Below are 23,582 nucleotides of genomic sequence, written 5' to 3'. Positions count from 1 at the left end.
ATCGGTTCGCTGTCCGCCGCACACGGGGCGACACATTCAGGAGAACGCTATGGAAAGTGATACCAGTAAAGCGGCCGAGCATCTGTTGGATTGGCTGCGTGACGCGCACGCCATGGAAGAGCAAGCCGAAACCATGCTGACGAGCCTGGCGGGCCGCATCGAGACCTATCCCGAGGTCAAGCAGCGGATCGAGCGTCACATTGTCGAAACGCGCGAACAGCAACGCCTGGTGCGCGGTTGCATCGAGCGGCTGGGCGGGGACACGTCGATGTTCAAGGACCTGACCGGCAAGATGATGGCGACGTTCCAGGGATTTTCTGGCGTCTTTGCCAGCGACGAGATCATGAAGGGCGCGATGTTCAGCTACGCCTTCGAGAATCTTGAGATCGCCGCATACAGCCAGTTGGTCGAAGCCGCCAAGTTCGTCGGCGATGCGGAAACGGCCGCGGTCTGCGAACGCATCCTGCAGGAAGAGCGCGCCATGGCGCAGTGGATCGAACACAACACACCGGGCCTCATGCGCCAGTTCCTCATGCGGGCAGATGACCCGGACAGCCAGGCGAAGCGCTGAATCTACAACCCGCGCGTAATGCCTTCACGGCTGCCGCGCAACACGCATCCCGGTGGAGCGCCGGGTATCAGGAGAACGTTATGTTTGCACACAACAAGCGACTGCAATACACGGTACGTGTCAGCGAGACCAACCCTGGTCTTGCCAACCTGTTGCTGGAACAGTTTGGCGGCCCGCAGGGCGAACTGGCGGCGGCCTGTCGCTATTTCACGCAGGCGCTGGCCGAAGACGATCCGGGCCGCAAGGACATGCTGCTCGACATCGCCACGGAAGAACTGAGCCATCTGGAAGTCATCGGCACGCTCGTCGCCATGCTGAACAAGGGCGCCAAGGGCGTGCTGGCCGAAGCCACGGTATCCGAAGCCGAGATCTACCGGCGTCTGAACGGCCCCGGCAATGACTCGCACGTCACGCAGGTGCTGTATGGCGGCGGTCCCGCCCTGGTCAATTCCGGCGGCCAGCTCTGGACGGCCGGCTACATCGACACCATCGGCGATCCGTCCGCCGACCTGCGGTCGAACATCGCCGCGGAGGCGCGCGCCAAGATCATCTATGAGCGCCTCATCAATGCCACCGATGATCCCGGCGTCAAGGATGCCCTGGGCTTCCTGATGACCCGCGAAGTGTCGCACCAGCGCTCCTTCGAAAAGGCGTTGTACTCGATGGAGCCGAATTTCCCGCCCGGAAAGCTGCCCGGCGACCCGCGCTTTGCCTCGGTGTACTTCAACATGTCGCAGGGCGAAGGCGACACGCGCGGCCCGTGGAACAGCGACGCCAACTTCGAGTACATCTCGGACCGCGAAGAACAGGGTGCCATCGACGGCGACGGCATGCCCAATGTGAACCTGACCGAAGACGAAGTGCTGGCGCTGCAGGCCATGGCGGCCCGCACGGCGTCCGACCCGAGCAGCGACCCGGTGACAGGTACGGAGCTCGGTCAGGTGAATGCGGCCGACGAATTGAAGCAGCCGTGACGCGACGCGCCGCAGCCCGGCGCATCCCCTGCCCGCCCCGCCCTTTCGGCCGGGCGGGCTTTCATTTTTTGCGGTCGGGCGGCTGACCTTCTCCGGACCGGTTGTCCACGGGCGGCGCATCCGGCGTGGCGCGGCCCGGGTCCCATACATCCGCGGGGTCCATTCCCGGCGGAAACTGGCGCCCCGCGCCAGTGCGGTTCGGATCGGCCGGGCGGTCCGACAGTGTGCGCTCGCCGGGCGGCACCGGCTTGCGGTCCGCGTCGGCGGGGTCGTCCTGGTGGGAATGGGGCTTGGTGCTCATGGCGCATCTCCTTGAGGTGGAAACGTCCGGGCCAGCAAGCCCTGTGCCGCGGCCCTGGCGGCCAGGCTTCAGGGAAGCTGCTGCGCCACCGCTTGGGCTTGCAAGGCGGGCATCCGCCCCTCTCGCCGCGCCCGGTCCCGGTCAGCGCAGAAGTACGCCACCGTGCGCGCGATGCCATCGACCGGGTGCACGCGGGGCGACCATCCCAGGCTGCGCTGCGCCAGCGAGATGTCCGGGCAGCGGTGGGTCGGATCATCCACCGGCAACGCGCGATGCACGACAGGCACGCGCGATCCGGTCAGCTCTCGCACCATGTCGGCCATTTCCAGCATCGTCAGTTCCACCGGGTTACCCAGATTCACGGGTGTGGCGACGTTGTCGGCGCTTTCCATCAGGCGCACCAGCCCATCGATCAGGTCGTCCACGTAACAGAACGAGCGCGTCTGCGTCCCGTCCCCGTACACGGTGAGCGGCTGGCCGGCCAGCGCCTGCACGATGAAGTTGGACACGACCCGGCCGTCGTCGGGCGACATATGCGGACCATAGGTGTTGAAGATGCGCGCGATCTTGACGACCACGCCTTCGTGATGGGCGTATTCCATGAATATCGTCTCGGCGCAGCGCTTGCCTTCGTCATAACAGGAGCGCGGGCCGACGGGATTGACGTGGCCCCAGTATCCCTCGCACTGCGGATGCTCGAGCGGATCGCCGTAGACCTCGCTGGTGGATGCCTGCAACACGCGCGCACCGGTGCGCCGCGCCAGTTCCAGCAGCTGCATCGCGCCCAGGACGCAGGTGCGCAGCGTCTTCAGCGGATCGGCCTGGTAATGCACGGGCGACGCGGGGCACGCCAGGTTGTAGATCCGGTCCACCTCCATGTCGCCCAGCGGGTCCACCACGTCATGCCGGATGACCGTGAAGCGCGGATGCGACGCAAGCGCCGCAACGTTGCAGGCCCTGCCGGTCTGGAAGTTGTCCACGCAGACCACCTGCCAACCGTCGTTCAGCAGCCGCGCGCAGAGATTCGATCCGAGGAAGCCGGCGCCGCCGGCCACCAGCGCGCGGCCAGTACGGGGAATTGCATCCATCATGCCGTCTCCATCAACGTCTCGAATACGTCCACCCAATCCGACACGAACCGATCCATGCCGAATCGCTGCAGCGCCATTTCACGTCCGGCCGCGCCCCACGCGCGGGCAAGCTCCGGCTCGGCCAGCAGTTGGCGGCCTACCTCCACCAGCTGGTCCAGCCGGTTGTCGACGTAGCCGTTCTCGCCGTTGCGGATCAGCACGGGCAGCTCCGTGCCGCCAAACCCCACGACGGGAACGCCGCAGAGCATGGCCTCGATCAGCGACAAGCCCAGGCTCGCGTAGCGGATAGGGCTGAAAAAGTATCGGTAGCGCGCCATGAACGCCGCCACCTCCATGTTGGGCACCTCGCCCAGCCCGCCCAGCTTCTCGGACTCCATGCCGATCAGATCCAGCGGTGTGTGCGCGCGCACATGCTCGAACACGTCGACCCCGATGCGGCGGCCGCGGCGGCCCAGATGGTTCACCACGGCAATGCCCTTCTCGAAGCTGCCGTCATAGGACACCGACGGCACGGGCACACCATGCTCCACCACGCGGCTGGGCATGTCCCCGCAATCCCACATCACGGCGTTGTACGGCGTCACGTGCACGATCATGCCCTTGTCGTGGCGGAACACGTGGCGCGTTTCCGTGGGATGCGGCATGGGGGGATCGTGCTCCAGGTACGCGGACGGCAAGGCGCGCTGCGCGTCGCTGAGCAGCAGCCGCGCGTCCTCCAGATTCTGGCGGGACTGGTACAGCACGCAATCGAACTGCATGTCACGCAGCGCATAGGCGGACACCTGCGTCAGACCCGGTCCCCAGGGGATGCTGCTGCCCAGCGCCCCGTAATGCGGCACGCGGCCCGGCAATCCGGGCACGATGAAATCATGGGGCGCCTGGCTCAGCGCATACAGATAATTACCATGGACGTGCCACGTCAGGATGCGCAGGCGGCGCTGCGGGCGGGCGGCGGGCGTCATTGTCTTCCCCTTGCTAGCTGGCGGTTCACTTCGCGGAGCACCTGGGGAACCGTCACGGCCAATGCGCACGGGTGGCCAATGGGACAGTGCTCATGCGCGCAGGGCCGGCAAGGCGCATCGCCGGCAAGCACGACATGCAGATCGCGGTTGGTCGGCGCCCAGCGCCGCGCGTCGCTGCCGCTGGCGATGACGACGCTGGGCGCGCGCACGGCCGCCGCAATGTGCGAGATGCCGGTGTCGTTGCAGAGCAGCAGCCGGCTCGCCTGCACCAGCGAAGCCAGGCTGCCCAGCGTGGTTTTGCCGCACAGGTCGGGCAGGTTGCGCCCCGACAGGCGCCGCACGTCGGCCGTGAGCGGCCGTTCCGCGGCGGTGCCGGTCAGCGCCACCTGCCAGCCCTGCAGCAAGAGCGCGGTGGCCATCCGCGCATAGCGCTCCAGTGGCCATCGCCGCGACGGCAGGCGCGCCCCGACATGCATCAGCACCAGGCGCGTTGGATCAAGCGAGTGCTCGCGCAGCAGATCGGCGGCGGCTTGCTGGTCGTCTTCCGAACAAGGTAACTCCAGCGCGTCGTCCTCCGCAGGCAGCCCCAGATGCCGCAGCAACGCCAGGTAGCGATGCGGCTCGGGAAGCTCGTCCGGCCAGGGCAGCCACTGTCCAGGAACGCCCTGATCGGCCTGCGCGACGAAGCCGCCGCACCGCCTGGCGCCCAGTTGTCCCACGATGGGATTGCTCTGCCCGCCGCTGCCGTGCATCTGCAGCGCCACATCAAACTGCGCGCCGCGCACGCGGGTGTAAAACCCAGGCAGTTCGTCTTCGCGGGCAGCCTGCTCGGGAAACGCTTCCACGCCCGGAAACTCGATCAGCTCGTCCACGTAGGCGCGAAAGCGGCTGACGAACTCCCGTGCGTTCGGCAGGCCGATCAGCGCAATGTGGGCCTCCGGAAACGCCTGGCGCAGCGCACGCAGCGCGGGCACTGCGCAGAGCATGTCACCCAGTTGCAACGCCCGGAAGACCGCGATGCTCGCGGGTGCGGGCGACGATGCAAGCAGCGGGGCGTTCATGCGGCGCTCCTGCCAAAGCGCAGCAGACCCACCGTGCGCCAGAAGATGGACAAGAGCGGGATGCACACCGACGTGATCGCCAGATCGATCACATTGCGCGCCGTCCGGCTGGTTCCGCGCAGCCGCCGCATGAAAAAGTGCGCCGTCAACGCAGCCCAGACGCCCGCAGCCGGTATCGCTGCCGTCGAATGACCCGTGGCGAAGAGGCCCACAGCCAGCACGAACGCGCCGGTCACGCTCAGGTAGAAGCGCGGGCCGTGGCGGCGGATGCGCTCCTGATACAGCGCGGGGTACTTGCGCCGCAGCAGCATGTCGAACATGACCTTCTTCTGCATGCCCAGCCCCGCCGCGAAGCGCACGGGCCGCACCGGGTGCACCACCCGCGCGCGCTCGCACCGCGCAATACGAAACCCCGAGTCCAGCAACGCAAACTGCAAGTCGGAATCCTCGCGCCACGCCATCGTGTAGCGCGTGTCGAATCCGCCGACCGCCAGCAACGCCGAGCGCCGCACGAAGCAGTTCGCGGTAATGAACTCGGCGCGCGTCAGCCCCGACGCGTCGCGCTCGTAGTCGCTGGGCGGGTCGGGGATGGGCATTTCCGTGACCCCGGTCACCGCGGCCACATCCGGCGCGAACCCGCGCAATCCCTGCGCCAGCCAGTCCGGACGGGGAATGGTGTCGTCGTCCGTAAAGGCGATGATCTCGGCCTTGGCGCTGCGCCAGCCAAGGTTGCGCGCGCCGGAGGGGCCGCGGGTGCCGGTTACGGCCAGATAGCGCAGCGCGGGCGCACCCTCGCGACCACGCGGAAACTCCTCGACCTGACGGCGCGTGGCCTCGCTGGCCGCATCGTCACACACCAGGATCTCGTAACGCGCGCGAAACTGCTGCCGAACCAACGCGTCCAGGCACCGCGCCAGCAGGTCGGGCCGCTGGTACGTCGGCACCACCACCGACACGGCGATCGTTTCTCCCGGGGCCGTCATCGCGGCTTCTCGACGAGGTAGGAGCCAATCACCAGCGCATCCAGGGGCGACGTCCAGAAGCACTCAATCGCATCGCGCGGCGTGCACACCACCGGTTCGCCCCGCGTGTTGAACGAGGTGTTGACCAGCACCGGCACCCCGGTCAGCTTCTCGAAGGCGGCCAGCAGGTCGTAGTAGCGTTCGTTCTGGTCGCGACGCACGGTCTGCACGCGCGCCGTCCCGTCAATGTGCCGCACGGCCGGGATCTGCCTGGCACGGTGCGGCAGCACGTCATAGACGAACAGCATGAACGGCGCGCAGATCGACGCCGCACCGCGGCCGTCAAACCACTGGGCCGCGCGCTCTTCCATCACCACGGGCGCCACCGGACGGAAGTCTTCGCGGTCCTTCAGGCCGTTCAGGCGGGCCTGCATCGCACTGTCGCGCGGCGACGCCAGGATCGAACGGGCGCCGAGCGCGCGCGGGCCGAACTCCATGCGCCCCTGGAACCAGCCCAGCACTTTCTCATCGGCGAGCAGCGCCGCAGCCTCGCCGGCCACGTCGTCCAGCCGGCGATAAGTCAGATGCGATTTGTCCAGGAAGCGTTCGATCTCGTCATCCGAGTACGACGGCCCCAGATACGCATGCTCCATCGTCCACGCGCGCTTGCCGCCGCGCCGGTGGTAGTCCACGTACAGCGCCGCGCCCAGCGACGTGCCCGCGTCGCCCGCGGCCGGCTGCACCCACACCTCGTCAAAGGGGCCATCCCGCGCGATGCGCGCATTCATTACGCAATTGAGCGCCACGCCGCCCGCCATGCACAGGCTCTTGGCGCCGGTCGTCTCGTACAGCCACTGCGCCATGTGCAGCGCAGTTTCTTCCAGCACGTATTGCAGCGAGCTGGCCACGTTCTTGTGGCGGTCCTCGAACGGCGCGCCGCGCCGCCTTGGCGGGCCGAATCGCTCGGTCAGGCGGGCCGGCTGCAACGAGTACCCGCCCTCTTCTTCCAGGCGAAGGATTTCTCGGAATTCCTTGCGGTACTCGGGCTTGCCGAACGAAGCCAGCGCCATCACCTTGTACTCGTCCGACGAATGCAGAAAGCCCAACCAGGTCGTGACCTCTTCGTACAGCAGGCCCAGCGAATGCGGCAGGTCGATCTGTTTGAGCCGCGCGTACTCGCCGCCCGAAAAGTGGCCGTAGCTGGTCGTCGTGCGCTCGCCGCGGCCATCCATGGTCAGCACCGCGCACTCCGCGCACGGCGCCGCCAGAAAGGCGCTGCTTTCGTGCGACAGGTGATGGTCCAGGTAGATCCAGCGGTCCATGATGTGCTGCAGCGTCAGATCGTCAAAGCGCGGCGACTTCAGGTGCAGCGGGGCCCCGTCAAGCAACTGGCGCGGCGCGTTCACCAAGTACGACAGAAACAGGGGATCCCACGGCGACGCGCCTTCTGCGCCGGCGCCGGCGCGCGAGGGCTCCAGCGGCAGCACGATCTCCTGCGGCAGCGCCGCGCCGTTGGCCAGCAGCGACGGGTCATACGAGTACACGATGTGATCCACGTCGCGCAGCCGGATGCCCGCTTCCGACAGGCAGTAGTCAATCGCGTAGTACGGCAGTTGCCACGTCGTGAACGGGACCGGCCGCTTGCCGTGCTTGACGCGGGTGAAGCGCTCTTCCTCGGCCGCCGCCACCACCACGCCGTCGCGAACCAGCGTGGCGGAGCAGTCGTGATAAGCCGCATTGATGCCTAGCGTGAACATGAAATCTTCTCCTTGACGGCGCGCGGGCCCGTCTGAAACCTGCGGCTTTGCCCCAGCAATTCCCGGGCCGCAAACGCGACACGCTCGGGGCTGACGCCGGACAGGCACGCTTGGTGTCCCTCCGGACAAACGCTGCGGTAGCAGTATTTGCACGGCACATCGTTGTTGAGCACCCGAGCGTCGGTGCGCCAGGGCGTATGCTGCGGATTGGTCAAGGCGTACAGGTCCACGATCGGTGCGCCCACTGCCGCGGCGATATGCGCCGGGCCGCTGTTGTTGCAGATGACCACGGCCGCGCCCTCAAGCGCCGCGCCCAATTCGCCGAGGGTCAGGCCGTCGGACAGGTCGATCAGTCCGGGCAACAGACGCCGCCCGCTGGCCAACGCCGCAGCCAGCGCCGGGTCCTCGTGTCCGCCCAGCAGCAGAATGCGGCGGCCATCGCCGCGCAGGTCGATCAGCGCCTGGACCATCAGTTCGGCCGGATAGCGGCGCGACGATGCGGTGGCGCCCGCGTGGACGCAGATCCAGCCATCGGTTTCGGTCACACCCGCGTGGTGCAGCTTTTCACGCAGCGACGCGCGGTCGGCCTCGCGCACCCGGAACGACAGCCCATCATCGTCACTGCGCGCGCCCACGGTGGCCACAAGATCAAGCTGGCGCTGCACCTCGTGACGGATGCCGTCCCGCGGCTCGACGTCGCGCACCCAGTCGGTGATGAGCCGGTATGGGTTTTCGCGGCAATGCGCCAGCACGCGCGGCACGCCCGCCAGATGGCACAGCAGCGCCGCCGGCAACGGACTCTGGCTGAAGGTCGTGAAGATCACGGCCGCGTCCGGCCGCAGCGCGCGCAACCGGCCGATGGCGTCGACGTCTTGATCCCGCCCCTGCGATCCGTTCTTCACCCACGCGGCGTCGTACGCCATGACGGTGTCCACCTCCGGCATGAAGGGCGCCAGGCGCGCGCCAGACGGCGACGTCAGCAGCGTGATCCGGTGCGCGCCCGCTTGCCGCAGCGCACGCATCGCCGGCGTGCACATCAGCACGTCGCCCATGTTGTCCAGCCGCATGCAGAGCACGTGCGCGTCACGCGGCCACGCCGGATCGGAATTCATGATTGCGCTCCCGGCCTCAGCGTCGCGCCGGCCGTGACGATCTGCGCCGCTGCGTCGAGGTCCGGGGCGCGGCAGGTCGGCTCGCGGTGCGGGCCGGTGCGCCATTCGGTTTCATTGCCCACGTCCAGCAGGATGGTGCGGCAGCCGGCGCGATTGCCGGCCTCTACATCGTCCAGGATGTCGCCGATGAACCAGGACGCGGGCAGATCCAGTTCCAATTCCTGTGCGGCCCGCAGCAGCAGCCCGGGCTGAGGCTTGCGGCAGTCGCACGCAATCGCATAGGCCTCGACCACGCCCTCGGGATGGTGAGGACACCAGTAGAAGCCGTCCAGATGCGCGCCAGCTGCATGAAACATGGCGGCAAGCTTGACGCTGACGGCGTTGAGCGCGTCGGCGGCGAACAGCCCGCGCGCGACGCCCGGCTGGTTGCTGATCACCACCAGACTCAGGTCCGTCTGCGCCAGCCGCGACAGCCCGGTCAGCGCCATCGGCGCGTAAGCCATGCGCTCGGGCTCGACGTTATAGGGCACGTCCGCCAGGACGGTCCCGTCTTTGTCGAGGAACACGGCCGGCCTCAAGGCCATGACGTTTCCTTCATCGGCAGCACCATGACTTCCGGCACCACGGTTTCCGGCGGTTGGGTCAGCACAAAGCGCACCGCGCGCGCGACGTTGGCCGGGTCCTGCAGCGTGCCCGTGTCGATATCCGGAAACCGATCCAGCAGAAACGGCGTGCGCATGCCGCCCGCAATGACCGCGCTGACCTTGATGCCCATGCCGCGCAGTTCGGCGTGCAACGCATGCGACAAGCCCATCAGCCCCCACTTGCTGGCATGGTAGGCACTGGCATTGGGCCAGGCGCGCCGCGCCGCGGTGGACGCCACGTTGACGATATGACCGCCGGGGCTTAGCCGGTTCTTGCCCAGCTTGGCCATCAAAAATGGCCCCGTCAGATTGGTGCGAAGCACACGCTCCCAGACATCCGCGTCGAGCTGATCGATGGGCGCCGTCACATCGACGCCCGCGCTATTCACGATGGCGTCCAGCTTGCCGAATTGCCGCACGACGGCGTCCATGCACTCGGCCACGTCAGCCGCCACGCCAACGTCCATGACGCAGGCCATGACGTCGGCGCCGCCTTCCTTGAGCTTGCTTGCGACCGAGTGCGCGCGCTGCTCGTCGATATCACTGACCGCGACGCGCGCGCCTTCCGCTGCAAGCTGCTCGCAAAGCGCCGCCCCCAGCCCGCTGCCGCCGCCGGTCACAAGGATTACCCGCCCGTCCAGGCTCTCGAATTCGTGCATGGTTCCGCTCCTTTAAGCCGCGATGCGCGCGGCGATCCGATCTTCCCGAGGCGCATCGGCCACCATGCGTCCATAGACGGACAGCAGGTCCTGACCCACGCGCTTCCACGTATAGAGGCGACGCGCGCGCATGCGCCCCGCCTCGCCCATCCGTTCGCACAACGTTCGATCCGCCGCCAGTTCGGCGAGTCTGTCCGCCAGGCTGTCGGGATCCTTGGGGGGCACGAGAAACCCTGTTTTTCCATGCACGACGGTGCTGCGGATTCCGCCGGTGTCCGCGCCGATGACGGGTCTGCCGCAGGCCATGGCCTCGACCGGTGTGATGCCGAAAGGCTCATACCAGGGTGTCGTCACGAACACGTCGCTGGCGCAGTAGTAGGCGCCCAACGCCTCACGTCCACGCCGCCCCGCGAATTCGACCCACTCGGCCACGCCCTCCTGCTCGGCAACGGCCCGCAGGCGGCCGATCTCCGGCGTGGCCTGCACGTTCGCATCCTCGGTATTGCCGCCCACCACGCACAACCGTGCTTCGACGCCATGCCGCTGGCGCAAGCGCGCCAGCGCCCGGATGACGTTGTCGACGCCTTTGCGCGGCACCATGCGACCAAGCTGCAGCACGGTGAACACGTCGTCGTTCCACCCCAGCGCCCGCCGCGCCGCCGCCATCGGCTGCGGCGTCATTTCGGCGGCGTCATAGCCGCAAGGCACGATGTCGATACGGCGCGGATCCGCGCCATACAGTTCGATGAGGTCGCGCCGGTCCTGCGGGCATTCCGCGATGAGGCGATCCGCGCGCCGCGCGATGTCGTCTTCGATCTCGAAACGTGAATCCGGGAACAGGTCTGCGCCCTGCTGATACTGCCTGCGCACCTTGCCCAGCGCGTGGAACGTCACGGCAAGCGGCACGCCATGGTGTTGCGAGACCGGCAGGGCCGCCATGGCCGACATGAAGAAATTCGCGTGAATGACGTCATAGCCCGTCCGCTGCCGGCTGAAGTGACGCATCAGGTAGGCAGAGAATTCATCCATGTACGGAAGCATCTGTTCCTTTGGAAGAAAGCTCGCGGGTCCCGCAGGAACGTGGATGACCTTGACGCCGCGCATCCACCGGAACTCGGCTTCCAGCGCCGCGTTGTCCCTGCGCGTAAAGACATCGACCTCCATGCCTGCGCGGGCAAGCTCGCGCGCCACATGCGCGACATACACGTTCTGTCCGCCGCTATCCACGCTGCCCGCCAGCGCCAGTGGCGAGGCGTGTTCGCTGATGATGGCAATCTTCTTCATGAGGGCAACTCCGTTCGTCGAGCGGGTGCCCGGCATACACATCGTCGAGAGCAAGTGGTGTGCCGAGACGCTGCTACCAGAACGCATGCGGAACAGCGGTTCTATCCGGCACTTCTTACAAGCACGCGTAAGAACTGCCGAGGACGCGCTGTCAACTGGTCTCGCGCCGGGTTTGCACACGCGTGGCGGGCAACAACGCACCGACTGTTGCCAGCAGTTCGTTCGGATCGACAGGCTTGGACAAGTGCACCTGAAAGCCGGCCAGCAGCGTGCGCAGGCGGTACTCCTGGCTGACATGGCCCGACAGTGCAATGGCGGGCAATCGATGCGACAGCGCCGCACCACGCTCCGCTTCCATCGCACGCACACGCGCCACGACTTCGTAGCCGTCCACGTCCCCCAGCGACAGATCGCAGATCAGCACCTGCGGCCATTGCGCCGCCGGCGCGGACGCGAACGCGGCGATCGCCTTGCCCCCGTCCCCAAACTCGGTCACCTGCGCGCCGTTTTCCTTCAGGATTTCGGCGACCATTTCGCGCGCCTCGGCCTGGTCGTCCACCAGCATGACGTGCGCGCCGGTTAGGTTCGGCAAGTCCACATCCACCCGCAGCGGCGTGGGCTCGACGGCGCGCACCGGGAAGTCGACGCAATAGCAAAGGCCGCCCGACGGCGCGGCCAGGCTGTGAAACGCGCCCCCCTGCCGCTGCGCGCGCACGGCAAGTTCTGCAGGATCCAGCGCGGCCGCCACGCGCAGCCCGTCGGTCGGGTTCACCAGGGGGGCATCATCTGCAATCGCCGGAGCGGCCTCGTGTTCCGTGCGGCCGTCGGTGACGGCAAGGCGTGCCAACGGCCCCTCGCGGCGCAGGCTGATCTCGATGCGCCCGCCCGGCGGCGTGACGGCAATCGCATGCAGGCACAAGTCCCACACCAACTGCTGCAACGCGCTGGGATCGCCCGTGATGCGCGCGGCCTCGTTGCCGATCAGCGTGTACACGTTCACACCCTTCTCCTGCGCCAGTTCGCGCGATCCGTCCAGCACACCCGCCACTACCGCCACCAGGTTGACCGGCTGCCGGGTGTCTCGGCCCATCGCTTCTTCCAGAGCCGATTGCTGGCGCTGCAACGTCCACATCTGCGCGTAGATGCCCTGCAACTTGAGCAGGTCTTCGTGGCGGCCCTGCTCGACCACTCTGCCGCGGTCAAGCACGATGATGTTGTCCGCATGCACGATGGTGGATAACCGGTGCGCAATGATCAGTGTCGTGCGGCCCCGCGACAGCCGCTCCAGTTCCGCCTGGATCGCGCGCTCGGTGCGCGTATCCAGCGCCGAGGTCGCCTCGTCGAACACCATGATCGTCGGATCCTTCAGGATCGCGCGCGCGATGCCCACGCGTTGGCGCTCGCCCCCCGAGAGCTTCACGCCGCGTTCGCCCACCGGCGTGTCATAGCCGCCGGGCAGGCTCTCGATGAACTCGTGGATGCGCGCGCCCCGCGCCGCCTGGACGATCTGATCGCGCGTGGCCTCGGGGCGGCTGTAGGCGATGTTGTAGGCGATGGTCTCGTTGAACAACATCGTGTCCTGCGGCACGATGCCCACCGACCGCCGCACGCTGCGCACGTTGACCGCACGCAGGTCCTGACCATTGATCAGCACCCGCCCCGCGTCGGGGTCATAGAAGCGCAATAGCAGCCGGCCCAGCGTTGACTTACCCGAGCCGCTGCCGCCCACCACGGCCAGCGTCGTGCCGGCCGGCACCGTCAGATCGACCCCCCACAGAATCTGCCGTCCCGGTTCATAGCCGAAGTCCACGCCTTCAAATCGCACCTCTCCCGGACCGGCTTGCAGCGAAGGCAGATTGTCGTCGTCCCCTGTTTCTGCCGGATAGCGCAACAGGTCGCAGACGCGCTCGGCGTTGACGAACGCTTCCTTGGCCTGCCGAAAGATGAGACCCAGCGTATTCAGGGGCAGACAGATCTGGATGATGTAGGCGTTGACGAGCACCAGATCACCCACGGTCATCTCGCGCCCCACGACCTGTTGCCCGGCAAGCAGCATCACAGACGCCACGCCGCACGCGATGATGCCGCTCTGCCCCACATGCAGACGCGACAGCGAGCGCTGGTTGCGTTCGCCAACACGCGTCCATTCGTTCAGCACGCGCGACAGCCGGTCTGCCTCCAGCCCTTCGTTGGCGTTGAGCTTGACGGCTTCGTAATTGAGCAGACTGTCGACCATCTGCCCGCTGGCGCGCGAATCCAGTTCGTTGAGCCGCCGTTGATACGCGACACGTTTGCGCACGAGCACCGTCGTGTAGGAAAAGTAGGCAATAAAGGTGACGGTCACGATCAGCGCGAACCAGACGCTGTAGCCCATCACCAGGATCAGCACCACCGATACGATTTCCACCAGCGTCGGCAGCAAGGTAAAGAGCGCGGTGCCCATCAAGAAACCCACGCCGGCCGTGCCGCGCTCCACGTCGCGCGCCAGCGCGCCGGTAGGCCGGCCGCCATGAAATCGGGCGCCCAGCTGTTGCAGCCGCGAGAACACGCTGACGGTGAAGTCGGCGACGGTGCGCAGGGCCACGCGCGCAAACACCACGTCGCGCAGTTCAGTGAACACCCCGCCGCCAAACCGCATGAGCGCGTAACCCAGCAGCAGGAACACCGGCAGCACCAGCGGTCCCGGCGCGCTGAACAGGTCGACGATGGCCTTCAGGACCGCCGGCACCGCCACCATCAACAGCTTGGCCGCGACCAGCAGCGCAATGGCGGCGGCAGTGCGGCCGCGGTATTTCCATAGTGCCCGCAGTATGGTCCGATTGACCTCCTTGCGGGAGAAATCACTGGTGCTGGTGTCCGGCTCGCTCATGGTGCACGCCCTCCTGCGAAGCCCGGCGGGCCAGCAATTGGCGTACCGGGCAGCCGGCCATGCCGACGTCAGCGCGCGCGCAACCGGTCGCGGCGGCCCTGCACCACCGCCTTGAACAGCGATGCCACGGCGGCGGCAAAAGCTTCATCGAACCAGGGGTTTGCGCCGCTGACCGCGACCACGATTCCGTCCAGGCACACGCTCCCCCAGACCTGGGTGTCCTTTGCCTGCAGCAGATGGGGTTTAAGCGCCATGACTTCGTGCGTGGCCAGTCCAGTGCGCCAGCTCACGCGCGCCTTGCCGCGCGCATAGGCGCCATAGTCCGCATCCCAGCCCGCGGGATCGCCGATGCTTTCTTCGTACAGGATCGCGTCCGCGAATTCGCTACTGCCCGGCTGCGCAAGCGGATTCATGACCACCACATGCAGAAAGCCGCTTTCACCGACGCTGCTGTTGGACAGTGCAGCATCCAGCATCGGCCGCGCGAGCTGCACGGCCTCTTGCGCGGCATCGCGCTCCCAATAGGCGGGCAAAGGGGTAGCTGGCATTGGGACTTCCTCCTGGTTGATGCGGCTAATGGACTCGAGCGGGGCGCACGCAGCAAACTGCATACCTGCACAAATCGCCGCTCCAGGCTCCGCGAGACCGGGCGGCACTTCGGAACGCCGCTTGCTGCATCGCGCACGTCAACGGCGGATGCTGCGATGCGTATTGACCACGCCCAGCCCGCATGCACCAATAGCCCGAACGGTGAACAGGAGGCTCACATGGCGAACCCAGCCTACAAGCGTGTCATGGAGGTGGTGGCAGCCGCCGCCGATGGCAGCACTTACCGAATCGACAGATACTGCTCGCAGCCCCAAGGCGACGCAAAGGCCAATTTCTATTGCTGCCTGCCCGACGGCCAGTTAGTCACCTGGGAGGGCGATGGACACTACAAACTGCCCGACGGCACGGTCGTCACGATGGTGGCATCGCGACTCTGCCAATAGCGTGCGGCGCAAGCGCGCCTGATGCAAACGCGCGGCTACATCCCGCGGATCAACAGACCCACGATGAACAGCACGGCCACGGCGCCAATCCAGACGGCCAGCATCAGCCAGGGTCCCCGGCCAGTCTTGGCGCCGCGCCGCGCCGGGCGGGCGCGGGTGGAAGTATCGTCAACAGGTTTCATGATGCGCTCCCAAATATTCGCGCCCGACCGGTGACGCGATGACGGCCCTGCACCACAAGGACACAGGGCCGCATTAGCATCGCTACCGGCTTCATGCAGGTTGCAATTACTTTGCCTTGCCTGCCTTGGCCGCGTCAGCGTTGGTCTGCTGCAGCGCCAGCATGCTCAGCTTCTCGTCGGTGGCCTTTTCTTCAGCCAACGTTTCCTTCAACAGCGTCAGCGCCTCGGTCTCGCCCAGTTGCTTGGCGAAGGTGCAAAGCGTGCCGTAGCTGGCGATCTCGTAATGCTCGACCTTCTGCGCCGCGGCGATGAGCGCAGCATCGCGCACCGGACCTTCTTCGACGTCTTCAATGACGTCCTTGCCTTCTTCCACCAGACCTTCCATGGCGGCGCATTTGATGCGCTTCAGGCGGAAGTCCGCACCTTCAACGATCTTGTCGATGCGTTCGATCTGCCCGCGCGTCTCTTCAAGATGCGCGGTAAAGGCCTCCGCCAAGGCGGGGTCAGTGGCGGCGCGGGCCATCTTCGGCAGCGCGCGGGTCAATTGCTTTTCGGCGCTGTAGACATCCGACAGCTCGTGAATAAACAGTTCCTTCAAAGTCTTCTGGCTCATGATCACTCCTGTATGCGGATCGAGGGTGGGAAGCGGGCCTTGCCCACGCGGTGTAGAGCAAGGCGCATGCCGGTGAACCTTGCGTCAATGGCGAACGGGCAGGCCCGCTTGAACAGCCGGGCGCCGATGCGGACACCGGCTCCGATGGACGCGATTACTTCTTGGCCGACACGCTTTGCTGCAAGGTCTTCGCCGCTTGCAGATGCTGCTGCAGGCTGGGCAGCGTTTCGATCGCAAACTGCTTGACCTCCGGATCCTTCACTTCCTTTGAGGCCTTCTCGAAAAGCTTGACGGCATCCTCGTGCGCGTCCACGCCGATCTCGTCGGCGTACGCCTTGTCGAATCCCTCATCACGCAGCCCCAAGGCCTTGAGCTTGGCCGTCTGCATCATGGAAGGATCCTTGGGCGGCTCAAATCCCTTGCTCTTGGCCAGGGCTTCGAGCTTCTGGGCTACCTTGGTGTGATCGTCGATCATCTTCTGCGCAAATTGCTTGACCTCGGCGTTCTGCGACTTCTCCAGCGCCATCTTGCTGCCGGCAACCTCAAGATGGCCGGACTCTGCCGCGTCGGTCAGGAAGCCGCGAGCTTCGCTGTCCAGCTTGTTTGTTGCAGCGGGCACCTGGCCGCCGGGCGTCGCCGCCGTCTGCGCGAGCGCAACCGAACTCAGGCTGAGGACAATTGCGGCGCCAAGCCCTGCTTTCAAAAGACGGTTTTTCATTCGGACCTCCAGTAGAAATTAAGTCGCCGGCTATCGGCCTGATGCCGCCCGGCGAACGAGAAACACTCAGCAATCGTCATGCCTGGCGACGCTGCGAGGCCGGCCGAACGGCCGGTGTTACGCGGCGGCATCCGACTCAGCCGAAATCGCCCTCACCCACTTGTATCGGGCCATCGGACGGAACCCACTGGGTGCGGTGCGCAAGCTCGCGCAGCGCGTCCGCCCCGCTTTCGAATGCACGCAACAATTCGGGCGCGGTGTCATCCGCGGCGCCAAACCGCCGCCGCAGCACGTCGCCCGATATCTCGAACTGCCGCGTCACGCCGGCCGTTTCCATCTCGAACACAATGGCATCGCCTTGCGCTTTCGCGTTGGTCGCTTTCGTGAATTTCATTCAATCCTCCTGCCTCGTGGTTGATGGAGGCGCGCCGCGCAACGACGCGCCGACAGGAAGGGCCAGCAAGTAATGTTCCTCTCTGGCCCACTGGATTGCGCAGGGCTTTCGCTCGGATGCCCTTCATCCCCGCGTCCAGCGCTCGAGCCAATCCACGCAGCGCTGCACCGCGTCGATGCGGTGGTCGGTCTTGCCGTTCTCGAAGAAGTGGTGATCCCCGTGAAGAACGCCTCGGCCTGCGATTTGGGACAGCGATTGTCCGCATCACCCTGCAGGATCAACGTCGGCGTGCGCACGGCTTCCACGCGCTCCAGCGGCGATAAGCGATGCATCAGATCGCGGCGTTCCCACGGTGCGCCGCCCATCGAGTACGCATCCGAGTAGTAGCCGCTATCCGACGTGCCGAAATGGTGTTCCAGCGAGGTGACGGGCGCGGACACCACCGCGGCCTTGAACGCGGACGTGGTGCAAACCGCCCACGCGGCAAGGTATCCGCCGTAGGACTTTCCGGTAACGGCGATGCGCTCGTCCGCAATCCCTTCGGACCGCAACGCTTGGGCGGCGGCCAGATGCTGATCCAGATCGCATTCACCCCAGCGTCCAAGCACACGCGCGCTGAACTCGCGGCCGTAGCTGCTGGACCCGGCCGCGTTGACCGCAAGAATGCTCCAGCCCAGTCCCAGCAGGACATACCAATACACATGCGACCGAAAATCGAGGAGCACATAGCTGGACGGGCCGCCGTGCAAATCCACCAGCATCGGCGTGGGGCCGTTCTGCCCCGGCGGGCGCAGCAGCCAGCCGTCGATCTGCTCCCGGCCGCCGATGCCGTCCGGCACGTCGAACCGTTTGACCTGCACGTCCGGCAGCAGACGGTCATTCCACCACGCATTGAACTGGGTCAGCTGCTTCTGTTCATTGCCCTGCAGGTCGGCGCACCAGACCTCCTGCGGCGATCGCGCATCCTGATCCACGTACAGCAGCCACTGCCTGGATACCGCCGCCATCGAGATGTGACGGTCGCCCGTGACCAGCGGCGTGACGTCGCCGCCGGGCACCGAGATGCGCGCCAGGTGCTGGCGGCCGCTGCGTGCGACCACGGCCACGATAGCCGGCGTATCCGGCAGCCAACGCACGGAACTGCCCAGCACGATTTCTATTGCGTCGCTTCCCAGCGGCTCAACCACCGCGTCCGCAACGGCCACCAACCACAGCCGCATCTGCGCATCGCCGTCCACATCCGAGCCGGTGACAACGATGGATGTTCCGTCTTGCGACCATCGCGGGCTTTGCACCGACGCCAGATCGCGGCTCAGTTGTTTGGCGCCGCTGCCGTCGGCGGCGACGACCCACAGATCCGAGCGATGCGCGAGCCGGCCCTCACGGGTCCGCGTGTAGGCGATGTATTGACCATCCGGGCTCGCCTCTGCGCTGGTGACGTCAAAAAAGCCATGCGTCAGTTGTGTGGTGTTTCCACTTTGCACGTCCAAGACATGCAGATGCAGCGCGGTGTTGGTCTTTTCGGCCGGGCCGTCCAGCTTGAACGGCAGACGCGTGGCGACGCGGGGCGCATCGGCCGGCTGATCCGCATTTTCCGGCGGGTCCGCGTCAGGGTGTTCGGGATCGATGATGAGGCTGGTGCAGATCAGCATGCGTTGTCCGTCAGGCATCCAGTCGGCCGAAATCACACCCGAGGCCAGGCTGGTGATCTGACGAGCCTCGCCGCCAGATCGCGCGATCAGGTACACCTGCCGGCCCGCGCCACGCGTCGCCAGGAACGCGACACTCGAACCGTCTGGCGACCATCGCGGCGCATCATCCGCGTCGCCTTGCGTGAATTGTTGGGGCGCCGTGCCGTCGGTGGGCACGAGCCACAGATTGGTCAGGGGATCGCCCGAACCAGCGTCGATGCTATGGACCGCACAGACACCCAGGCCGTCGTCATGCGCGCAATCCAGGCTGCTGATGGCGCGGTACAAGCGCAGGTCTTCGGCACAAAAGGGGTCGGCATCGTCTTATCCAAAGGGAGAATGCATTGCGCGGTGAAGGCCCGAGGCGCCGGCGCACTGCGCCGCGCGCCGCCCGGTCCATCGGCGCTTACTTACGTACCTGCTTACTTACGTTGCTGCTGGCGTTCCTCGTTCTGTTCGTTTTGACGGTTGCCCTGTCGTTGGCCTTGCTGATCCTGCCTCTGGTTTTGCTGCTCCTGTTGACGATTCTGCTGATTGCGATCGTTCTGGTTTTGTTGGTTCTGCTGGTTTTGCTTTTGGTCCTGCTGGTTCTGTTGCTGAGTCATGACGTGCTCCAGATAGGCCGGCAAAGCCGCCGGCGGGCGCAGCCTTGCCGCAAGTGGCGCGCCTAAAATCTGGCGGGCCACAATCACGCGGAATGACGCGCGGTCTCGCCGGCCGGGATCGCGCTGCGCCGGCCCGCCAACCGCTCAAACTCCAACGTATCGTGACCGCTGAAGACCAGAACGCTGTCCCCGTTGGACCGGATCAGCTCCCGCAGGCGGCGCTGATTGTCCAGGCGCGCGGCGCGGTCATGTTCAAGCATCCATTGGTAAAGCCGCAGTCCCACGGGACAGCCCGGCCGCTCCAGCGACATCTCGTCGACATGAAAATACGCATCGCCGGCAAGCAGCAGCCATCTGTCCAGCCCACGCATCGCCACTCCCGCATGGCCGAACGTGTGGCCGGACAGCGGGACCAGCGCGATTTCCGGCGGCAGGCCATCGAGCGGGCGAGCCCGCGCAAAGCCATACCATCGCTCGCCTTCGCCCGCCTCGTAAAAGCGCCAGCGCGGGCGCGAAGACCATTGCTGCGGCCGGAAGCGTTGGCGGTCCATCCAGCTTTCCTGCAGCAGGGCCACGTCGGCTTCACGCTGCATCATGTGCACGATCGCATTCGGAAAATCATCAAGGCCGCCCGCGTGATCGAAATCCAGGTGGGTCAACACAATGTGCCGCACGTCTTCGGCAGAAAATCCCAAGGCTTCGATCTGGCAGCGCGCGGTCATCGACTCGCGCCATTCCGGCTTCACCAGCGCCAGAAAAAATGCGCTGAGCCGGCTGCGCGGATCGCGCACGTCGCGCGTGCCCAGGCCGGTGTCGACCAGCGCGAGCCCACCCGAGTCCAGCTCCAGCAGCACGCAATGGCAGCAAAGCCGGCCCCGCCACGCCCACGGTGGCGAGCGCCCATCCATCAGGCGGCCTCCGGCCGGACATGTGGAAATGCAGTTCAGATGATGGATCTTCATATCGGCGCGCTCCCTTGATAAAGGCCGCGCGCCTCTCGGCAAATTCAGACGCGGCAGAAGCCGTCGGGGCCGCAAGCGGCATTCCGAGCGGGGACCATGGCACACGCGATGTATCAGGCATGGCCCCCCGACGCGCGCATTGATCGGCCTGCACGTTTACGCCCGCCTCAGCAGTCCGACGCTTCCAGCCAGCTTGAGAAACCAGCGCACGTCAAATTTTTCCGGTCGTGTAGAAATCGCATCAGTGAATGGGCATGAATGCACGCTACGCGCCGTCATCTTTCCGCCACGCGCGACGGGAACAATAGTTGCGGCGATCCGGTTGTCACAGCGGCAGGGTTACCGGTCTCTGGTTGGGGAGTCCGGTGGCTGGCACGGCCTCGCCACGTCGCTGTGACCTTTGCGTTTTGTTGGACCGTGAGTCTTCGCCCCGCATCGCGCGGGGCGCTTTTTTGCGGCAGAAATAGCGTGTTTTACGGCGATGTAACAAAGAAACGCAGCGTTACACGCCCTCCGTTGCGCGAGCGCAGTGCCATCGGCACACTAGCTGCTCGCATCTTTTGGGAGAGTTGCCATGCAAGTGGATATCCAGAAGTTGGGAGCAGACGCCGCGCGCCAAGGGTTGACCCTTTTGGATTGCCCCTATCTTCGCTCCGCAGCCATGCCTGCGCAGACCGGCGAATCAGTCCATGAATGGCGCAGCCGCGTCGAGATGTGGAAGGCCGGCTGGAAAGACGGCGTCAGATCTCGCGTCGTCGGCCGCGCGCCGTCATCCCCCTTCACGATCACCCGCAGTTAGTCACTGCCTGCGGTGCGTATCCCGCCAGGGCCCTGGGCATCGTCCAGGGCCCGATTCATTTGAAGAACCGTCGGGCATTTGGCGGCGCGTTTTCATGCGCAAATTCGCTTGCGGGCCTTGGTCGGGAATTCTTGCACTTTGTTGCACCCGCGTGGAGGCAGTTTTTGCAAAATCCCGGGCAGGAAATTTTCCGAACACCACGCTCTGGAGCGCACGATGAATACTGAAAAGGGTATTTGCGTAGATGGATTCAAAGTCCACTGCGATGTCATTGAGTTGCCGAGCGGCAAGTATCGGCTCGACGTCACGACCCGGCGTGACGGCGAACACGACGGGAAGGCCGTCTGGCCCATCCCCAGCGGCAAGCTGTTCTCGGCGCAGCACGAGGCCGAGCGTCACGCCAAATGGATCCTCAAAGGCATCCGGCGCGTCGACGCCAGCGGCGCCCCGCAGTTCTGCCTGACCTGATCTTTGCAAGACCCGGCGCATTGCGCGCTTAAGTCTTCTGGAGCGCCCTCGGGCGCTCTTTTTTCGTTGACCCCGCCTCCGCCTGGGGTCCGGGCACGCGCATTGCTCTGGCGTCACGGCCCTGTAGTGTGAATGCGCTATCGCACCACCGCAGAACCACAGCACGACATGGCCGGCAGCCCAGAAACGAGGCGCCGGCCCTTCAACCGAGGAACATCATGAAACGGCCACGCCACCGCACGCAAAAGGATTCAGCGCTTACGGCATACGCATGGCCATCTTGGGCGCTGACGTCGCGACGCTTTCCGGGATCGCGTTAAGTGCCCCGCCCCGCCGTGCAGGACGGCCAAGCCCTGCCGGATCCGCGCGCGTCCATGCTCAAGGGCCTGCTCGGAACCAGTCTGCTCGCACTCAGCGCGTTCGGCGTCTTCGCCCTGTGGCGTTACCTGGACGCCTCGCATCCGGCGGTGGGTGCGGCGCTGCTGGGGGGCTTGCTTGCCGCTGGCGCCACCGCGCTGGGCGCGTTGCCGGTGGCCTTTTCGCAACGGGTGCCCGAACGGGTCCAGGACACGTTGCTGGGATTTGGCGCCGGCATCATGCTGGCCGCCTGCGCCTTTTCTCTCATCATTCCGGGCCTGGACGCCGCCCGCGAGCTCGGCAGAGGGCCATGGGGCGCCGGACTCTCCATCGCCGGCGCCATCCTGCTCGGCGCGTCGGCGCTGCTGATTCTGGACCGCGTCCTGCCGCACGAGCACTTCATCAAGGGCAAGGAAGGCAAGCCCGCCCGCAACCTGCGGCGAACGTGGCTGTTCGTGTTTGCGATCACGCTGCACAACTTTCCCGAAGGCCTGGCGATCGGCGTCGGTTATGCCGGCGCAGACCCCGTGCAGGCCGGCTCGCTGGCCTTGGGGATCTCGATTCAGGACGTGCCCGAAGGCCTTGTGGTGGCCATCGCGCTGCTGGCCGCCGGCTACCGGCGCGCATTCGCGGTGGGATTCGGCATGGCCTCCGGCCTGGTGGAACCGCTGGGCGCAGTGCTGGGTGCAACCATCGTCGGCTGGTCGGCGTCGTTGCTGCCGTGGGGGTTGGGCTTTGCCGCGGGCGCCATGCTGTTCGTCATCAGCCACGAAATCATTCCCGAGACCCATCGGAAAGGTCACGAAGTCCCCGCCACCTGCGGCCTGATGCTGGGATTTGTGTTGATGATGGTGCTGGACACGGCCCTGCAGTGACGTCAGGCCGGCGATACGGCTTAACCGGTATAAACGCGTCATTCCGCCCTTTGGTGCAATGTGCGTTGACGACGCTCATCCGTTTTCAGTAATTTAGGCCGGTGAGCCTTGCGCTCACGTTTTTTGTATAGGCCGTTTTTGTCCGTTTCTCAGTAAGCCGTTTCGTCTGCAAGCCAACCCCCAGGAGCTCGAATATGAAGAAGCACCTACTGATGATTGGTCTTATTGGCTCAATGACCTTCGCGGTCACCGGCCAGGCAGCTGATGCGAAAAAGCCTCTCGCGCTATGGCAATGCCAGGATTTCCTAGGCGTCCAAGAGACCTATCGCCCCGTCGTCGTCAGCTATGCAGAAGCGCTTAACAACAAGGGCAAGCCCGAAGAGGCCGTGCTTGACGTCGAGGGCATCAGCACCCGCACGCCGATGCTGGTCAAGCAGTGCAACGAAAACCCCAAACAGATGCTGCGCGACGCCCTGGCGGGTCTGAAGAAATAATTGTTCGCGCTCCCCTGGAGCTTGCGCTCCGGGGGATTTGGCTGCATCGGCGGCTGCTCGGCTTATCTCCTGCGCTTCCCCTCCTTCCGCGCCCGTCCGGCGCTCCGCAATCTCCCCTGTTCTTAAAAACCACGCGCCCAGTGCGAGGTGCCTGCACGCGCCGTGCTGCGCTGCAAGGAACAACA

At 65.7% G+C, this 23,582-nt stretch carries 26 protein-coding genes; 7 read left to right on the top strand and 19 right to left on the bottom strand.

Annotation, left to right across the window (positions count from 1 at the left end; all coding sequences use genetic code 11):
- The first annotated feature begins 49 nt into the window (after positions 1 to 49).
- Both KW836_RS19260 and KW836_RS19255 read left to right on the top strand, forming a co-directional pair.
- On the top strand, positions 50 to 571 hold the full coding sequence (locus tag KW836_RS19260; protein WP_218344446.1) for a ferritin-like domain-containing protein: 522 nt from the start codon (positions 50 to 52) through the stop codon (positions 569 to 571).
- Positions 572 to 651: 80 nt separating this feature from the next.
- Entirely contained in the window at positions 652 to 1,545 is an 894-nt protein-coding gene (locus tag KW836_RS19255; protein WP_218344445.1) for a manganese catalase family protein, read from the top strand.
- Between the two features lie 61 nt (positions 1,546 to 1,606).
- Here the strand turns inward: KW836_RS19255 and KW836_RS19250 are convergent, their stop codons facing one another.
- From KW836_RS19250 to KW836_RS19195, 12 genes are all read right to left on the bottom strand, one after another.
- Positions 1,607 to 1,846, bottom strand: coding sequence for a hypothetical protein (locus KW836_RS19250; protein ID WP_191579371.1), 240 nt, complete (start codon positions 1,844 to 1,846; stop codon positions 1,607 to 1,609).
- A gap of 68 nt (positions 1,847 to 1,914) precedes the next feature.
- Positions 1,915 to 2,937: a UDP-glucuronic acid decarboxylase family protein gene (locus tag KW836_RS19245; protein WP_370633047.1), complete on the bottom strand. Its 1,023-nt coding sequence runs from the start codon at positions 2,935 to 2,937 to the stop codon at positions 1,915 to 1,917.
- Positions 2,934 to 3,899 carry a glycosyltransferase gene (locus KW836_RS19240; RefSeq protein ID WP_218344444.1) on the bottom strand — a complete coding sequence of 322 codons (966 nt, stop codon included), beginning with the start codon at positions 3,897 to 3,899 and terminating at the stop codon, positions 2,934 to 2,936. Before KW836_RS19240 ends, KW836_RS19245 begins: the two co-directional genes overlap by 4 nt.
- A complete protein-coding gene (locus tag KW836_RS19235) occupies positions 3,896 to 4,960 on the bottom strand; it encodes a glycosyltransferase family 9 protein (protein ID WP_218344443.1) in 1,065 nt (354 codons plus the stop codon). Before KW836_RS19235 ends, KW836_RS19240 begins: the two co-directional genes overlap by 4 nt.
- Positions 4,957 to 5,943 (bottom strand): glycosyltransferase family 2 protein, encoded by a 987-nt coding sequence (locus tag KW836_RS19230; protein WP_218344442.1) that lies wholly within the window; start codon positions 5,941 to 5,943, stop codon positions 4,957 to 4,959. The genes KW836_RS19235 and KW836_RS19230 overlap by 4 nt, the downstream gene beginning before the upstream one ends.
- Positions 5,940 to 7,679 (bottom strand): carbamoyltransferase C-terminal domain-containing protein, encoded by a 1,740-nt coding sequence (locus KW836_RS19225; protein ID WP_218344441.1) that lies wholly within the window; start codon positions 7,677 to 7,679, stop codon positions 5,940 to 5,942. The genes KW836_RS19230 and KW836_RS19225 overlap by 4 nt, the downstream gene beginning before the upstream one ends.
- Positions 7,667 to 8,791 carry a glycosyltransferase family 9 protein gene (locus KW836_RS19220; protein WP_218344440.1) on the bottom strand — a complete coding sequence of 375 codons (1,125 nt, stop codon included), beginning with the start codon at positions 8,789 to 8,791 and terminating at the stop codon, positions 7,667 to 7,669. The genes KW836_RS19225 and KW836_RS19220 overlap by 13 nt, the downstream gene beginning before the upstream one ends.
- Positions 8,788 to 9,375: an HAD-IIIA family hydrolase gene (locus KW836_RS19215; RefSeq protein WP_218344439.1), complete on the bottom strand. Its 588-nt coding sequence runs from the start codon at positions 9,373 to 9,375 to the stop codon at positions 8,788 to 8,790. Before KW836_RS19215 ends, KW836_RS19220 begins: the two co-directional genes overlap by 4 nt.
- Positions 9,366 to 10,094, bottom strand: a complete 729-nt coding sequence (locus KW836_RS19210; RefSeq protein ID WP_218344438.1) for an SDR family oxidoreductase — start codon at positions 10,092 to 10,094, stop codon at positions 9,366 to 9,368. Before KW836_RS19210 ends, KW836_RS19215 begins: the two co-directional genes overlap by 10 nt.
- 12 nt (positions 10,095 to 10,106) lie before the next feature.
- Positions 10,107 to 11,378: a glycosyltransferase family 1 protein gene (locus tag KW836_RS19205; protein WP_218344437.1), complete on the bottom strand. Its 1,272-nt coding sequence runs from the start codon at positions 11,376 to 11,378 to the stop codon at positions 10,107 to 10,109.
- A 151-nt stretch (positions 11,379 to 11,529) separates the two neighbouring features.
- Complete coding sequence (locus tag KW836_RS19200; RefSeq protein WP_218344436.1) at positions 11,530 to 14,247, bottom strand: ATP-binding cassette domain-containing protein; 2,718 nt, start codon at positions 14,245 to 14,247, stop codon at positions 11,530 to 11,532.
- A gap of 68 nt (positions 14,248 to 14,315) precedes the next feature.
- A complete protein-coding gene (locus tag KW836_RS19195; RefSeq protein WP_218344435.1) occupies positions 14,316 to 14,795 on the bottom strand; it encodes a hypothetical protein in 480 nt (159 codons plus the stop codon).
- 219 nt (positions 14,796 to 15,014) lie between these two features.
- On the opposite strand from KW836_RS19195, the gene KW836_RS19190 reads away from it, so the two are divergent.
- Positions 15,015 to 15,239 (top strand): hypothetical protein, encoded by a 225-nt coding sequence (locus tag KW836_RS19190; RefSeq protein WP_218344434.1) that lies wholly within the window; start codon positions 15,015 to 15,017, stop codon positions 15,237 to 15,239.
- Positions 15,240 to 15,274: 35 nt separating this feature from the next.
- Here KW836_RS19190 and KW836_RS19185 read toward each other — a convergent pair whose 3' ends face one another.
- The 7 genes from KW836_RS19185 to KW836_RS19155 all read right to left on the bottom strand — a co-directional run bounded on the left by KW836_RS19185 (position 15,275) and on the right by KW836_RS19155 (position 20,404).
- Positions 15,275 to 15,421, bottom strand: coding sequence for a hypothetical protein (locus KW836_RS19185; protein WP_191579359.1), 147 nt, complete (start codon positions 15,419 to 15,421; stop codon positions 15,275 to 15,277).
- Between the two features lie 106 nt (positions 15,422 to 15,527).
- Positions 15,528 to 16,034 (bottom strand): ferritin-like domain-containing protein, encoded by a 507-nt coding sequence (locus KW836_RS19180; RefSeq protein WP_218344433.1) that lies wholly within the window; start codon positions 16,032 to 16,034, stop codon positions 15,528 to 15,530.
- Between the two features lie 154 nt (positions 16,035 to 16,188).
- A complete protein-coding gene (locus KW836_RS19175; protein WP_218344432.1) occupies positions 16,189 to 16,752 on the bottom strand; it encodes a DUF4142 domain-containing protein in 564 nt (187 codons plus the stop codon).
- 136 nt (positions 16,753 to 16,888) lie between these two features.
- Positions 16,889 to 17,146: a DUF1488 family protein gene (locus KW836_RS19170; protein ID WP_175138669.1), complete on the bottom strand. Its 258-nt coding sequence runs from the start codon at positions 17,144 to 17,146 to the stop codon at positions 16,889 to 16,891.
- Positions 17,143 to 19,125: a prolyl oligopeptidase family serine peptidase gene (locus tag KW836_RS19165; RefSeq protein ID WP_218344431.1), complete on the bottom strand. Its 1,983-nt coding sequence runs from the start codon at positions 19,123 to 19,125 to the stop codon at positions 17,143 to 17,145. The genes KW836_RS19170 and KW836_RS19165 overlap by 4 nt, the downstream gene beginning before the upstream one ends.
- A gap of 134 nt (positions 19,126 to 19,259) precedes the next feature.
- On the bottom strand, positions 19,260 to 19,442 hold the full coding sequence (locus tag KW836_RS19160) for a hypothetical protein (RefSeq protein WP_218344430.1): 183 nt from the start codon (positions 19,440 to 19,442) through the stop codon (positions 19,260 to 19,262).
- 83 nt (positions 19,443 to 19,525) lie between these two features.
- A complete protein-coding gene (locus KW836_RS19155) occupies positions 19,526 to 20,404 on the bottom strand; it encodes an MBL fold metallo-hydrolase (RefSeq protein ID WP_218344429.1) in 879 nt (292 codons plus the stop codon).
- 574 nt (positions 20,405 to 20,978) lie between these two features.
- Between KW836_RS19155 and KW836_RS19150 the strand changes: the two genes are divergently transcribed.
- The 4 genes from KW836_RS19150 (at position 20,979) to hdeA (ending at position 23,397) form a co-directional block, all read left to right on the top strand.
- Complete coding sequence (locus KW836_RS19150) at positions 20,979 to 21,203, top strand: CrpP-related protein (RefSeq protein WP_218344428.1); 225 nt, start codon at positions 20,979 to 20,981, stop codon at positions 21,201 to 21,203.
- A 216-nt stretch (positions 21,204 to 21,419) separates the two neighbouring features.
- Complete coding sequence (locus KW836_RS19145; protein WP_175138674.1) at positions 21,420 to 21,671, top strand: hypothetical protein; 252 nt, start codon at positions 21,420 to 21,422, stop codon at positions 21,669 to 21,671.
- 374 nt (positions 21,672 to 22,045) lie between these two features.
- On the top strand, positions 22,046 to 22,903 hold the full coding sequence (locus KW836_RS19140; protein WP_218344772.1) for a ZIP family metal transporter: 858 nt from the start codon (positions 22,046 to 22,048) through the stop codon (positions 22,901 to 22,903).
- A 194-nt stretch (positions 22,904 to 23,097) separates the two neighbouring features.
- Complete coding sequence (gene hdeA / locus KW836_RS19135; protein WP_056563757.1) at positions 23,098 to 23,397, top strand: acid-activated periplasmic chaperone HdeA; 300 nt, start codon at positions 23,098 to 23,100, stop codon at positions 23,395 to 23,397.
- Positions 23,398 to 23,582 lie beyond the last annotated feature (185 nt).

Source organism: Achromobacter sp. ACM05 (genome assembly GCF_019218915.1).
GTDB lineage: Bacteria > Pseudomonadota > Gammaproteobacteria > Burkholderiales > Burkholderiaceae_B > Achromobacter > Achromobacter animicus.
The sequence above is the reverse complement of the archived record's forward strand: the minus strand, read 5'-3'. Positions and strand labels throughout refer to the sequence as shown.